Annotated in this window: 14 protein-coding genes; 3 read left to right on the top strand and 11 right to left on the bottom strand. The window is 64.0% G+C overall.

The genetic code is table 11. The features are described 5' to 3' along the window. Positions 1-132: 132 nt before the first annotated feature. Genes mgtE through B6K69_RS05795 form a run of 3 tightly spaced genes read left to right on the top strand, consistent with a single transcriptional unit; the run spans position 133 to position 2,599 of the window. Positions 133-1,503, top strand: coding sequence for a magnesium transporter (gene mgtE, locus B6K69_RS05805; RefSeq protein ID WP_107674580.1), 1,371 nt, complete (start codon positions 133-135; stop codon positions 1,501-1,503). Further along, complete coding sequence (locus B6K69_RS05800; RefSeq protein WP_108643116.1) at positions 1,500-2,054, top strand: 5-formyltetrahydrofolate cyclo-ligase; 555 nt, start codon at positions 1,500-1,502, stop codon at positions 2,052-2,054. Before mgtE ends, B6K69_RS05800 begins: the two co-directional genes overlap by 4 nt. Continuing rightward, on the top strand, positions 2,051-2,599 hold the full coding sequence (locus B6K69_RS05795; RefSeq protein WP_108643115.1) for a hypothetical protein: 549 nt from the start codon (positions 2,051-2,053) through the stop codon (positions 2,597-2,599). The genes B6K69_RS05800 and B6K69_RS05795 overlap by 4 nt, the downstream gene beginning before the upstream one ends. Before the next feature lie 13 nt (positions 2,600-2,612). Here the strand turns inward: B6K69_RS05795 and B6K69_RS05790 are convergent, their stop codons facing one another. From B6K69_RS05790 to cpaB, 11 genes are all read right to left on the bottom strand, one after another. Continuing rightward, complete coding sequence (locus B6K69_RS05790) at positions 2,613-3,941, bottom strand: P-loop NTPase family protein (protein ID WP_107674576.1); 1,329 nt, start codon at positions 3,939-3,941, stop codon at positions 2,613-2,615. Positions 3,942-4,000: 59 nt separating this feature from the next. Continuing rightward, positions 4,001-4,504 (bottom strand): A24 family peptidase, encoded by a 504-nt coding sequence (locus B6K69_RS05785; protein WP_107674575.1) that lies wholly within the window; start codon positions 4,502-4,504, stop codon positions 4,001-4,003. 4 nt (positions 4,505-4,508) lie between these two features. Continuing rightward, entirely contained in the window at positions 4,509-5,366 is an 858-nt protein-coding gene (locus B6K69_RS05780; RefSeq protein WP_107674599.1) for a tetratricopeptide repeat protein, read from the bottom strand. Positions 5,367-5,423: 57 nt separating this feature from the next. Further along, the gene (locus B6K69_RS05775) at positions 5,424-5,963 is read right to left on the bottom strand and encodes a tetratricopeptide repeat protein (RefSeq protein WP_418260374.1); all 540 of its coding nucleotides are present in this window, start codon (positions 5,961-5,963) and stop codon (positions 5,424-5,426) included. 26 nt (positions 5,964-5,989) lie between these two features. Continuing rightward, positions 5,990-6,964, bottom strand: coding sequence for a type II secretion system F family protein (locus B6K69_RS05770; RefSeq protein ID WP_107674573.1), 975 nt, complete (start codon positions 6,962-6,964; stop codon positions 5,990-5,992). Between the two features lie 10 nt (positions 6,965-6,974). After that, positions 6,975-7,943, bottom strand: a complete 969-nt coding sequence (locus B6K69_RS05765) for a type II secretion system F family protein (protein ID WP_108643114.1) — start codon at positions 7,941-7,943, stop codon at positions 6,975-6,977. 11 nt (positions 7,944-7,954) lie between these two features. After that, positions 7,955-9,415, bottom strand: coding sequence for a CpaF family protein (locus B6K69_RS05760; protein WP_108643113.1), 1,461 nt, complete (start codon positions 9,413-9,415; stop codon positions 7,955-7,957). A gap of 23 nt (positions 9,416-9,438) precedes the next feature. Then, entirely contained in the window at positions 9,439-10,713 is a 1,275-nt protein-coding gene (locus B6K69_RS05755; RefSeq protein WP_108643112.1) for a CpaE/TadZ family protein, read from the bottom strand. Positions 10,714-10,960: 247 nt separating this feature from the next. Then, complete coding sequence (locus tag B6K69_RS05750) at positions 10,961-11,644, bottom strand: OmpA family protein (RefSeq protein ID WP_108643111.1); 684 nt, start codon at positions 11,642-11,644, stop codon at positions 10,961-10,963. A gap of 4 nt (positions 11,645-11,648) precedes the next feature. Continuing rightward, positions 11,649-13,046: a type II and III secretion system protein family protein gene (locus B6K69_RS05745; RefSeq protein WP_108644796.1), complete on the bottom strand. Its 1,398-nt coding sequence runs from the start codon at positions 13,044-13,046 to the stop codon at positions 11,649-11,651. A gap of 216 nt (positions 13,047-13,262) precedes the next feature. Continuing rightward, complete coding sequence (gene cpaB, locus B6K69_RS05740; protein ID WP_108643110.1) at positions 13,263-14,183, bottom strand: Flp pilus assembly protein CpaB; 921 nt, start codon at positions 14,181-14,183, stop codon at positions 13,263-13,265. Positions 14,184-14,199 lie beyond the last annotated feature (16 nt).

The raw sequence follows: 14,199 nt of genomic DNA, 5'->3' as shown, positions 1-14,199 counted from the left end.
CTTCTTTCCTGTCCCTGCGTCCAGAATAAGGGGTCGGCGGCGAAAGGAAATCCGGCGCTTTCCCCTGTTTCGCAGAAACTGCTTCCGGTAAGGTCGCCCCAATCGCGCGCACCGTCGCGGCAAGGGGGCTGAATGGCAGAAGACCGCATCGGCATCGACGAGGAAACCGCGCGCCTTGCGCGGCTGGACAAGGTGCTGGCCGCGGTCGAGGCGGTGGATGTCGCGCAACTGGATGCGCTGCTCAATCCGCTGCACGCCGCCGACGTTGCCGACATTCTGGAACAGATATCCTCCGATGAACGGGCGGCGCTGCTGGCGCTGTGGCACGGCGGGATTGACGGCGAAGTGCTGTCGGAAATCGACGAATCGATCCGCGAAGAGGTGATCGAGGCGCTGCCCGACAATGTGGTCGCCGATGCCGTCCGCGAACTGGAATCCGACGACGTTGTCGACATTCTGGAAGACCTTGAGGCCCCGGCGCAGGAAAAGATCCTTGAGGCGCTGGAAGATGCCGACCGGGTGGCGGTGGAACAGGCGCTGGCCTATCCCGAATATTCGGCCGGTCGCCTCATGCAGCGCGAAACGGTGGTCGCGCCCGAACACTGGACCGTGGGCGAGGCCACCGATTACCTGCGCGGCGCCGAATGGCTGCCCGACCAGTTCTATCACGTCATCCTGACCGATCCGCGGATGCACCCCACCGGCTATGTCACGCTCGGGCGCATCCTGTCCTCGGGCCGCGACATGCGGCTCAAGGACATCTGCGAAGACAGCTTCCGCACGGTTCAGGCAACCGATGCCGAATCCGACGTGGCCTATATCTTCAACCAGTATCACCTGATCAGTTGCCCCGTGGTCGATGACGCGGGCCGGCTGGTCGGGGTGATCACCATCGACGACGCGATGAACGTGCTGGACGAAGAGCATGAGGAAGACATGCTGCGTCTGGCCGGCGTGGGGGATGAGGCCAGCGTGTCCGACGGGCCGGTGGAAACCGTCAAGCAGCGCCTGCCCTGGCTGGTGATCAACCTGTTCACCGCCTCGCTCTCGGCCATCGTGATCAGCCAGTTCCAGAACACCATCGCCACGCTGGTGGCCCTGGCCGCGCTGATGCCCATCGTCGCCTCGACCGGCGGTATCGCGGGCACGCAGTCGCTGGCGGTGGCGGTGCGCGCGCTGGCCACCCGCGACCTGACCCGCGCAAACGCCGCCCGCGTGGTGCGGCGCGAACTGGTGGCCGGCCTGCTGAACGGCATCAGCCTGGCGCTGATCCTTGGCGTGGCGGGTTCGCTCATCTTTTCGGACTGGCACCTTGGGCTGGTGCTGGGCATGGCGATGATCGTGAACCAGATCGTCGCCGCGCTGGGCGGCGTTCTGGTGCCGCTGACGCTGGAACGCGCCGGGCTTGACCCGGCCCTTGCCAGCGGAACCTTCGTCACCACCCTGACCGATGTGATGGGATTCTTCGCCTTCCTTGGCCTTGCAACGCTGGTGCTTCTGTGACGACGCTGACCGAAATCAAGGCCCGCGCCCGGGCCGATGCCTTTGCCGCCCGTGCCGCGGCCCATGCCCGGGGGCAGGGGCAGGCGGCGGAAATCCTGGCCGATTATCTGGCGCCGCACCGCAACCGCCCCCTGTCCGGCTATATGGCGATGCGGACCGAGATTGATCCGCTGGGCGCCATGACCGCCCATCAGGGCCCGGTCGGCGTGCCGGTCATCCTGGGCAAGGGGCAGCCGCTGCGGTTCCGCGAATGGGCGCCCGGCTGCGCGCTGGTCGAAGGCGCCTTCAAGGCGCTGATCCCGGCCGAAGGCGCCTGGATCGAACCCGAAATCCTGATCGTGCCGCTGGTCGCCTTCGATGCGCGCGGCTACCGGCTGGGCTATGGCGGCGGCTTCTATGACCGCACGCTGGAAGGGTTGCGCGCCCGGCGGCCCACGCTGGCCATCGGCTTTGCCTTCGCCGCGCAGGAACTGCCCGAGGTGCCGATCGAGCCCACCGATCAGCGCCTTGATGCGATTGTGACCGAGGAAGGCGTCAGGGAGTTCGCATGATCCGGCTGGCTTTGGTTCTGGGGGCGCTGGCAGGTCCGGCGGCGGCGGGCTGTTTCGCGGCGGACGGGATGCCTGTCACGGCCACCTATGACAGCGGCCTTCTTCTGGAATACATCGCCCGCGACGGCGATGTGCTGACCTACCGCGCGCAAGGGCTGACCTCGCGGATGAAAGACGGGCTCTGGCCGCTGGATTATGAAAGCGGCGGCCAGCGGACCGAATACCTGTGGGACGGCGATCTTCCCGATCTGGCCGCCGTGATCGCGGCCGGCGGCAAGGCCCGCGCCGAAGGCAAGATGAAGCCGATCACCGGCAGCACCGTCCCCGTCGTGGCCGAGGTGGAAATCCTGGGCGAACAAAGCATCGACTGGGAAGATTGCCGCTATCGCGCGGTGGAAATCCGCAAGGTGATCCGGGCCGATGGCAAGGTCATGTCCGATGGCGTGCTGCTCTACGCCCCTGACGCGATGATCTCGTTCCGCAGCAGTAGCACCAACCCCGAAACCGGCACCGTCCGCACGCTGACGCTGAAGGAACTGGAGTGATCCGCCCCCGCGCCTAACGCGCGATCTCTTCCTGATGCACGAACATGTTGCCCCAGGCGCGGTCGATCAGGTCGGGGGTCATCTGATAGGGAATCCCCTCGAAATCGCAGATGCTGATCATCTGGTCGATCAGGAACACCGGCATGTAATTGGCATAGCGGTTGTCGATGGTGGGGAACTTGACCTTCAGCAGGTGCATCAGCGCCTTTTCGTCCAGCGGCATCTTCTTGCGCCGCGCCACCATGGCAAAGATCTTCAGGAAGTTTTCCTGGTTCGGCCCGTCGATCTTGATCTTGAAGAAGATCCGGCGCAGCGCGGCGCCGTCGAAAATCTCGTTCGGGTGGAAGTTGGTGGAGAAGATCACCAGCGTATCGAAAGGCACGGTGAATTTCTCGCCCGATTGCAGCGCCAGAATATCGCGGTGCTCTTCCAGCGGCACGATCCAGCGGTTCACAATCTTCTGCGGCGGCTCGGCCTGGCGGCCAAGGTCGTCGATGATGAAGATGCCGCCGGTCGCCTTCAGTTGCAGCGGCGCCTGATAGGTGCGGGCGGTGGGGTTGTAGGCCAGGTCCAGCATGTCCAGTGACAGCTCGCCCCCGGTAATGACCGAAGGCCGTTCGCAATAGACATAGCGGTTGTCATAGCGGTTCGAGGTGCGGCGCAGCGCGGTCGGATCGTCCAGCGCGGTTTCGGCGGCGGCATGGACCACCGGGTCATAGACGCTGATCACCTGGCCGGAATATTCAATGGCGCGCGGCACATAGATCTTGTCGCCAATGGCGGCACGGATGCCGTGGCTGATGCTGGACTTGCCGTTGCCGGGCGGGCCGTAGAACAGGATCGACCGGCCCGATGTCACCGCCGGCCCAAGATTGGCCATCAGGTCGGGCGGCAGGATCAGGTGGCCCATGCCCGACATCAACTGATCGCGCGTCAGCCGGATGTCGCGGATCGACTGCCGCTTGATCTGTTCGGTGTATTGCGCCAGCGGCACCGGGCAGGCCCCGTAATATTCCGACTGCGACAGCGCATCCAGCGCCCGGCTCTTGCCGGCGTCGGTCAGTTGGTAGCCCATTTCGTTGCCCGCCCCGGCGTGCAGCGTGCCGGTCGCCTCGATCAGGCGCTGGCTGCGGGCCTGATCCACCAGATCCTGCACCAGCGGCACCTGCAAGGCCAGCGCGCGCGCCAGGCTGGACACCAGATCAAGATTGGTGCGGAACATCGTCTTCAGCAGCAGGTCGCGCAGCATCACCGGGCTGATCCCGGTTTCCGCCAGGCTGCGCGGGCTGGCAGGGGGCTGCACCCCTGCGGACGGCGGCACCGGGTTGAGCTGCACGTTCATTTTTCCCCCACGCCCTTCAGGCAGAGTTCTCAATCAACCAAAGGTGGATGTAAAACATGTCACGGATTGGGCAGGAAGGCGGCGAGAAGGTAGAACAGCGCCATGCCGGAAAGCGCCAGCCCCATCGGGAATTTCGGGCTGGCCCAGCTTTTCCAGTCGGGCGTGGCCCGGCGAAAGGCCGGCACATGTTTCATCAGCCGGTGCGCGGCCAGCGCGGCAATCGAACAGGCCGCATACAGCATCAGGATCAGCGTCGGATCGCCGCCCACGAAGACCGGCGAAATCGCGGCGGCGAACTTGGCATCGCCCGCGCCGAACAGGCCCACCGCATTGCCGATGAACCCGGCCAGCAGCACGATGGCCATGATCGCGAAGCCCCACAGCCACAGGTCCAGCGGCACCGCCAGCCAGCCCGCCAGCGGCCAGACCGCCGCCATGGCCAGCACCGCCATGTTGGGAATCCGCATCGTCTTCATGTCCGACCACGACACCCAGATCGCGATCGGCAGAACGAAGGGCAGCAGCACCAGGGCCGTGCGCAGGGCAGGTGGCGTGAACTCCATCGCCTCAGTTCACCACATTGCCATCCAGCGCCGCCAGACTGCGCGCCGCCGCCTCGAAATGCTGCGGATGCGTGTCGACCGCCTGTTGCAGCAGGCCCTTGCCCACCGCAACATCGCCCTGCTTGATGGCGGCCAGCGCCATTGTGTACAGCAGTTCGGCCCGCTCCGTCTGGGTCATGTCGACCACCGGCAGGTCATATTTGCGCTGCGCCGCGCGGGCCATGACCAGATTGTTCTTCGCGGTGAACAGGCCCGGCTCATACTTCAGCGCCTGCGCGAACAGCCGCTCGGCGCCGGGATAATCCTTCCGCGTCAGCTTGGAAAAGCCCCAGTTGTTCAGCACGCCCGCCGGCTTGGTCGTCAGGCCGCTGGCAATTTCATAGAAACTGTCGGCCTTCTTCCAGTTCTTCTCGCTGTCGGCCACCATCGCTTCCAGCCGGTAACGGTCATAGGTCTCATGCGTGGGCGGCACGGTGTTCAGCGTGGCCTTGGCCTTGTCCCACTGGTTGCCGCGGATCTGCGCATCGGCCAGCATCACCCGGTCTTCGTTGGTGCCCTCGGCATGGGCGACGACCTGTTCCCAGACTCGCGCCGCCTCGACCGGCTTGCCCGCCCGCACCAGCGACTTGCCCAGCCCGCGCATCAGGTCCACCCGGCCGGGGTCTTTCTGCAAGGCGCCCTGGAAATAGCTTACCGCCTCGTTCGGGTCGCCCACCGTCAGCATGATGTCATTCAGGTTGGATTGGTCGATGACGTTCACGTCCTTGACCGCCCGTTGCACCGCTGCGTCCGTATTACCCTGACAACCGGCCACAAACGCGGTGCCGCCCAGGCACAGCGCAACAAGCACAGAATGGCGCATTTCATGCGTCCTTTTCGTTGACTGCTTTTCGTTCACTGCTCGGGAACGCCTGGCCCGTCAAAGCTGGGTCAAAAGGACATACCGCCCCTTTTCCCGCCGGACGAGCTGGAATTCGCCTTCTTCTTGCGGGGTATCATATACGCGCGCCTCGCTTTTCGCGATAGCGAGTTTCAGATTGTCGCGGATCGAGTCCGATTGGCCACTGTCCAGCGCATAGGCCTGTTCGAACACGCGCTTGGCCTCGCCGATCTTGTCGCGCTCCATCAGGACAACCCCCAGGTTGTTCAGGGCCGGCACGAAGGTCGGGTCGGCTTCCAGCGCGCGGCGCAGCACCAGTTCGGCCTGTCCCAGCCGCCCCAGCTTGAGATTGGCCGATCCGATGGCCGACAGCGTATCGACATTGATCCCGTCCTCGCCCGCCGCGCGATAATAGGCCTTCAGCGCAAGTTCGTATTCGCCCGCTTCCATCAGCCGATGGCCCACGATCAGCCCGTCCACCGCCTCTTGCCGGGGGTTCACCCCATAGGGCGCATTGCGTGACAGGCCCGCGCCGCCCGTATTGCCACAGGCGGCCAGCAGGCCCACAATCAGAAGCAATCCCCCCAGTCGCCCCACGCGATACCTTACCTCAAGACCCCTTTGCTCAGCATGGTCGCAATGCCATAGACCGACGGCCCGATCAGAATGATCAGCAGCGGCGGCACCGTGAACAGCATTGTGCCCAGCGTCAACTTGGTCGGCAGCACGTTCGCCTTTTCTTCGGCCCGCATCACGCGTTTGTCGCGCATGTCGGCAGAATAGACACGCAGCGCCTCGGCGACCGAGGTGCCGAAGGTGGCCGATTGCACCAGCGTGGTCACGAAACTGGCCACGTCGGGCACGCCCACCCGGTCGGACATGTCCTTCAGCACCTGCACCCGTTCCTTGCCGGCCTTGACCTCATTCGCGACCATCTCAAATTCGTCGGCCAGCGCGGGATAGCCGGCCCGGCTTTCGCGGGCGACGCGGATGATCGACTGGTCCAGAGACTGCCCGGCCTCGACGCAGACCAGCATCATGTCCAGCGCATCGGGAAAACCCTGGACGATCTCGGTCTGCCGGGTCTGCATCCGCTTGGTCACCCAGTATTGCGGCAGGAAATATCCAATCGCGCCGGGCAGGATGGTGTACATGACCATCGTCTGCGTCGACACTTCGGCCGAGACCGATTTCACCAGCGCGAAGACCAGCCCCAGCGCCAGAAAGCCCACGCCCAGCACCATGCGCGAGGCGTGGTAGATGCGCACCGCCCCCTTGTCGGGATAGCCCGCCCGCAGCAGCTTCAGCCGCACCGCCGACAATTCCTCGGCCTTCTGCGGTTCCAGGAACTGGGCATAGCGTTCCAGCTTGTCGCCAGGGCCGCTGCCACGGCGCAGCCGGCGCGTGCTTTCGCCCGAGGGGCGGACCTGATCCTTTAGCTCGGCATAGCGGTCGCGCTGCTTGGTCAGCATGGTGGGCAGCGCGACCAGGATCAGCACCAGCCCCAGCAGGCCCACCGCAATCAGCGGGCCCAGCGGCCCCAGCAGGTTCTTGAGGGTTTCGTTCACGGCAGAGAACATGGCAAATCCCTCAGACCTTGATGTTGACCATGATCTTCATGAAGATCACGTTGATGACCAGAAAGGCGCACACCACCAGCGCCGTCGGAATGAACACCGCAGTCTCGCGCACCTCGTCGTAATAGTTGGGCTGCAACACGTTGATCATCAGCAGCGCCGCGATCGGAAAGCCCGACAGGAACATGCCTGACCATTTCGCCTCGGCGGTAATGGCGCGCACCCGGCGGAACAGCTTGAACCGCGCCCGCACCACCTTGGACAGCCCTTCAAGGATTTCCGCCAGGTTGCCGCCCGATTGCTGCTGGATCGACACCGCCACCGCAAGGAAGCGCAGATCCTGGCTGTCCATCCGTTCGGCAAAGGCTTTCAGGCTTTCGGCAATGTCGCGGCCATAGGCGGCCTCATCCGCTATCACGCCGAATTCGGTGCCCAGCGGATCGGGAATTTCCTTGGCGACAATGCCCACCGCGCTGGAAAACGGATGGCCCACCCGCAAGGACCGCACCATCAGCTCCACCGCGTCGGGCAACTGCTCTTCCAGCAGCGCCATGCGCTTCTTGGCCTTGTTGTTGACCCAGACATAAACCCCGCCAACCCCCATCCCGATGGCGATCAGCACCCGGATGCCCAAGGATGCCCCGGTGCCCACCGTCAGCGCCAGGAAGGCGAACATCGACAAAAGCGCCATGATGCCCACCAGCGCCTGCGGCGAGAAGGCGATATTGGCCCGCTGCGCCTTCTTGGCCAGCACCGAATACAGCGGGATGTTCTTGGAATTGAGGTGCTGGTTCATCTCCTTGCGAAGCTGTTCCAGCACCTGTTCGCGGTTGCCGTTCTTTTCCAGCAGGGTCAGCCGGCGCGAAATGCGGCTGTTCAGGCTGATCGACTTGCCGAAGACCGTCAGATACAGCCCCTCGACCAGAATCACGACGGCCACGAAGATCAGGATATAGATCAGGGGCGCTGCGCTGATTTGCATGAAGGCCGTCCTCAGGCGATGGGTTCGTAGATCGAATGGGGCAGGTCAAAGCCCCATTGCCGGAAGCGTTCCGAATAGGCCGACCGGATGCCGGTCGCGTTGAAGCGGCCGATGATCTTGCCCGAAGGCTCGATCCCCAGCCGTTCATAGCGGAACACCTCCTGCATCGAGATCACGTCGCCCTCCATGCCGGTGATCTCGGTCACGCTGACCATGCGGCGGCTGCCGTCCTGCAGGCGGCTGGCCTGCACGATCAGGTTGACGGCGCTGGCAATCTGGCTGCGCATGGCCTTGAGCGGCATTTCGATCCCGGCCATGGCCACCATGTTTTCCAGACGGCTGACCGCATCGCGCGGGTTGTTGGCGTGGATCGTGGTCATCGAACCGTCATGGCCGGTGTTCATGGCCTGCAACATGTCGATCACTTCCTCGCCGCGCGTTTCGCCGACGATGATCCGGTCCGGCCGCATCCGCAGCGCGTTGCGCAGGCAGTCGCGCTGCGTCACCGCACCCTTGCCTTCCACGTTGGCCGGGCGGCTTTCCATCCGGCCCACATGCACCTGCTGCAACTGAAGTTCCGCCGTATCCTCGATCGTCAGCACCCGTTCGGTGTTGTCGATGAAGCTGGACAGCGCGTTCAGCGTGGTGGTCTTGCCCGACCCGGTGCCCCCCGAAACGATGATGTTCAGCCGGGTGGACACGGCGGCCTGCAGATAGGCGGCGATTTCCTCGGTGAAGGCGCCATAGCGGACCAGATCCTCGATCCGCAGCTTTTCCTTCTTGAACTTGCGGATCGACACCAGCGATCCATCCACCGCCACCGGCGGCACCATGCAGTTGAAACGGCTGCCATCGGCCAGGCGGGCGTCGCAATAGGGGTTCGATTCATCAACCCGCCGGCCCACCGCCGACACGATCTTGTCGATGATCCGCAACAGGTGGCGTTCGTCGCGGAAGGTGACATCGGTCAGCTCCAGCTTGCCTTCGCGTTCGACGAAAATCCGCTTCGGCCCGTTCACCAGAATGTCGTTGACCGTCTCGTCCTTCAGCAGCGGCTCCAGCGGGCCAAGGCCCATCACCTCGTCATACAGTTCCTGCACCAGGGTGACGCGGTCGTCCTTGTTCAGCGCGACCGACATCTCGTCCAGCGCTTCCGAGGTCAGCGCCGAAATTTCCGATTTCAGGTTCTGTTCGGTGGCATGTTCCAGCGCGGCAAGGTTCAGGCTTTCCAGCAGCCGCTTGTGGATGTCGAGCTTCAGCTCCATCAGCCGGTCTTTGCGCTTCTTCTCCTTGTCGGCCACCACCGCTTCGGCCGGGCTGCGCGCGGTCATGGCCGGGGCCAGCGGCCGGGCCGTGGCCGGCGCAACCTTGGGGGCGGCCGCCGGGCCGGCGGCGGCGGCGCGGGCCGCGGGCGTGCCGGCCGCGGCCGGCGGGCGGGCAGGGGGGGCGTCTTTGCGGAAGCGGCTGAACACGTTTCAGATCCCCTCGGTTGATGTCAGACCCGGCCGGATTCGGCCGCCTTGTTCAGGTCGTAAAGCGATTTCGCCAGCTTTTGCAGTTCCTTGCGCAGCGGGTTCTTCGCGGCCGTCAGCGCCAGCGGCAGGCCATGGTCATTGGCCTGCGTCACCTGCGGCCCGCCATCGGGCAGGTGCACCTCGATCACGATGTCCAGGCTTTCCGCCAGCCGCTTCGCCCGCGATTTCGCCGACAGGTCGGTAAAGCGCGGCGCATGGTTCAGCACATAGCGCAGCTTTTCATGCGGCAGTGCCTCGGCCTTCAGCGCCCGCACGAAGCGCAGAATGTTCTGGGCATTGCGCAGGTCCAGTTCCAGCAGGGCGAAATACACATGCGCCCGGCTCAGAACGGCCTCGGTCCAGGCCACCACGGTGGTCGGCATGTCGACCAGCACGAAGTCGAAATTGGCCATCACCATGTCCAGAAGCCGGCCCATGTCTTCGGCCGAAACGATGTCCAGCGGCAGCATGTCCGACGGCGCGGTCAGCACATGCAGCTTTTCGTTGAAGGTCTGCATCGACCGCAGCAGCGAATCGCTGTCCTGCGCGCCCATGTCTGTCAGCAGTTCGAACACCGCCTCCTTGCGCGGCAGGTCCAGATAGGTTGCCACCGCACCGAATTGCAGGTTCAGGTCCAGCAGGCAGACGCGCGGCGCGTCCTTGGGATCGACCGTCGCCAGTTCCCAGGCCAGGTTGACGGCAAAGGTCGTGGCGCCGGTGCCGCCGGCCATGCCATGCACCGGCATCAGCACCCCCTGACGGTCGCCCCTGGCCTTGAAGCTGGGGGCGGGCAGGGCGTCTTCCTCGGCCAGGGCCGCGCCGCCGCGGGCGGGCGGTGCCTCCGGTTCCGGCTGGCGGATGCGTTCGATCGCGTCATGCAGCGCGCCTTCCGGCAGCGGATAGGGCACGAAATCCTCGGCCCCCAGCCGCATGAGCTGATGCAGCGCCATCGGGCTGACCTGGTTCGCCACCAGGATCACCTTCACCCCATGCTCCCGCGCGGCGCGCACCACCGCGGCAATCCGGGTCAGGTCGCCCTCATCCTCGGCATCGACCGCGACGGCAATGAATTCAAGGCCCGCCGAATCGGGCTGATCCAGAAACACCAGCGCATCGTCAAAGCCCAGGTCACCCCAGGCTTCGCCCAGTTCGGCTTCCATGTCGTCGATCAGGATCTCGAACTGCTGCACATCGCGCGACACGGTGCACGCCACGATCGGCGCCGGGTCCGGCTGAAGGGTCGCCACGCTCGTCATAGGCCTTACGTCCTTTACCAATACGGCACCCGGAACACAGGCCGGCACGCAGGTCATGCCGGGGCAGGTCTCCAGACACCGGGCGCACGGCGGTTTCCGCCAGGCGCAACCGTTCCATTATCGGCAGGTTGATCGGGGAAATGGGCGAGATTGGGGCCGAAACGGCGTCAATCTTTGATTTCTTTCCGATCCCGCAATAACAAAGGCCGGACATTGCGCCCGGCCTTCGTCTTTGTTCCGACTGGGCTCAGCCGCCCTTTCCGGGGTCGACCTGTGTCGACAGGTTCGTGTTCGGCGGATGTCGACGCTCGGCAAGGCTGTCCTGCCCGGCATAGTTTGCATAGGTGCGCCAGATGATCGCCGCATATTTGCCGTTCAGCACCAGCGGCGCATTTTTCACAAAGCCCGAAACCTCGGTCACCGTGCGGCGGTTGCGTTCCTCGGGCTGGCTGGTCTGGATGATCGGCCGCGTCTTGCCATAGCTGACCACCGCCTCAAGCCGCGATTTCGAGATGCCCTGCGAGGTCAGGTAGTTCACCACCGCGCGGGCCCGACGCAGGCCAAGGTTGTAGTTGTACTTCTGGCTGCCCACCAGGTCGGTATGGCCAAAGACCTTGAAGCGCACCTCGGGGAACTGCCGGATGAAATTGGCCTGCCGGCGCAGCACCTCCATCGCTTGCGGCGTCAGCACGGCGCTGTCGAAGGCAAAGTTCACCGTATCGGGCACTTCGGCCGCAAAGCGCTGGGCCAGGGCAATCGTGTATTCCATCTCACCCGACTGGATGAGCGTGTTGTGCATCGTCGCATCGCCGAAGCTGCCCTTGTCCACCTCGGCGCCCAGTTCGCGGTCAAAGCTGGTGGTGGTTTCGCCGCAGGCGGCAAGGGCCAGAAGGCAAGTGGCGGCCATGGCGCGGGAAAGGGTGATCTTCATCGCCTCACTCCATCACATAGCCGTAGGAGGACGAGAAGTCCTGCCGCGCCACCTCACCGGCGGCGCCCTTCTGGGGCTTGGCCACATCGCCGAACAGGAACAGCTCGCGCTCGGTCGGAATGCGGATTCGGTCGGTCGGCATCGCCAGCGCCTCGCCGTTGACCGGCGTCACCAGATGCGGCGTCACGATGATCACCAGTTCCGATTGCGACCGCTGGTAATCCGCGCTGCGGAACAGCGCGCCCAGGATCGGAATGTCGCCGATCCACGGCACCTGATCGTTCAGGTTGCGGAAGTCGTCCTGCAACAGGCCGGCAATCGCAAAGCTTTCGCCGTCCCGCATCTCGACCGTGGTCGAGGTTTCACGCCGCTTGAAGGCGTTCAGGGTAAAGCCGTCATTGCCGCTGACCGTCACCGTGGTGTCGATCGAGCTGACCGCCGCGTTGATCGTCAGGTTGATGATGTCCCCATCCACCACGACCGGCGTGAAGTTCAGTTCCACCCCGAAAGGCTTGTACTCGACCGTGATCACGCCATTTTCCTGCGACACCGGGATCGGGTATTCCCCGCCGGCCAGAAACTTGGCCTCCTGCCCGGACAGCGCGGTCAGGTTCGGTTCGGCCAGGGTCCGCACCATGCCCTTGGATTCCAGCGCCTCAAGCAGCACGCCGAATTCGATCGCGCCGACGTTGAACCCAAGGCCCAGCGCGCCCTTGGCCGTGGTGGTCACGGTCGACCCGGCCAGCACGTTGTTGATGCCGTCAATGTTGCCTGCCACCGCGCCGCCGAAATGCGAACTGCCGGTCCGCTGCGCCCCGAATGATCCGTTCAGGCTTTTCGACACCGACCGCTGCATTTCCGCGAAGCGCACCTTCAGCATCACCTGCTGCGTGCCGCCCACCATCATCAGGTTCGACACCCGGTCCGGCGCATAGCGGTTGGCCAGATCCAGCGCCCGGTCCAGCTTCATGGTCGAACTGACCGTGCCCGACAGCACGATCCCGTCATTCGCCGTCCGCACCTCGATCTTCTCGCCCGGCAGGATCTGCTGCAGGCGTTCCTTGAACTCGGCAATGTCGGGGGTGACATGCACATCGACGTTCGAGATCAGCTTCCCGTCCGCCGACAGCAGCGTCAGCGTCGTGCGCCCCGGGGCCTTGCCCAGCACATAGATCGACTTGTCCGAAAGCGTCGAGATGTCGGCAATGCCGGGGTTGGCAATCGACAGTTCGGCAAACGGGACATCGCTTTCCACCACAACGGCGCGGTTCATCGGCACATTCAAAGCACTGGACGCCTGTCCCGTCTGAACTTTCAGGACTTCGGCCGAGGCCGGCGCCAGCCCGGATACGGCAAGTGCCGCCCCGAACAGCCCGACCGTAATGACTGTTTTCATGCTCATGTGATCTGCCCTTTCGATCACGCCTCTGCCTGGGTCTTCTTTGCCCATATTCAAGCGACAACTTGAAGGATACTAAGTTTTTTTGCAAGAATCAAAAGCTTGCAGGCCATTCCTTATGTGGATAACCTGCAACATACCGCAACCTTTGGTAATAATGAAATTCGCCGGCCCCATATTCTGTGGCCGGCGCGGATCTCCGGGGTGATCTTGTTCACATCAGTCCGGGCAGGGAATTTGAATATCTACAACTTCCGCGCCTTTGCGCGTCTTCACAGTGCAGACCTTCGGCGCATCTGCCTGGATCACTTCCTGCTGTTCGATTCCCAGAAGACCGTTCCTGTCCACCTCGACCCGACCCGAAACCGTGTCATCGGATGAACCGACAAGCGACATGGCCATCCGGCCGGTGGCTTGCGCCTGCGCCAGCCGGGCAACCTGTTCCGGCGTGGCGGCCACTGTTACCGTCCGCGCGTCCGAACGGACCATCTGCCCCTCACCCGAGGCCTGGTCCACCGCGATCACCCGCACCGCGCTTTCGATAAGCCGGGTCACATCGCCCGAACCGTTGGCGCCCCCGGACCCGGTCCAGTAAATATCAATCAGGTCGTCCGGCATGACGAACCCGGAAACGCCAGAGGCGACATCCACCTTGATCTGGAAGGCGCGCATACCCTTGTCCAGCTTGCCGGTCAGCCCTGCAACCTCGCCCGGCTCTGTCACGCGGCTGGCCAGGATGATCTCGTTCTTCTCAAGCGACCGCATGGTGAAGCGCGGCTTGTCTGTGTTTTTGGGAAACAGGGCAGGGGCCTGCGTCTCTTCGGATGTTGCCGAAGCCGTTGTTGCCGATGCTGCGGGCTTCGTGCCGGGCTGCTCGGGCTTGGGCACGCGGAAGGCCCCCTCCGGCAGAAGCTTCTCCTGCACATAGACGGGCTGCACATCGGCCTGAGTGATGGGATCGCCGAACTTCATCGGCTTGATGGCGGCATAGACTTCGACCAGCCGGCCGGTTTTTTCATAATAGGCCCGTGCGCGGTCCAGCTCGGACTGGGTCTTGCTCATGAAGCCTTGCGCCAAATAAACGGCAAAGCCGGCAAGGGCCACGCCGACCACCAGCACAAGTGCAAAGACTGACCTCATTCACAAGCCTTTCCGA

The organism is Pseudogemmobacter blasticus (assembly GCF_003071405.1).
Taxonomy (GTDB): Bacteria; Pseudomonadota; Alphaproteobacteria; order Rhodobacterales; family Rhodobacteraceae; genus Pseudogemmobacter; species Pseudogemmobacter blasticus.
The sequence above is the reverse complement of the archived record's forward strand: the minus strand, read 5'-3'. Positions and strand labels throughout refer to the sequence as shown.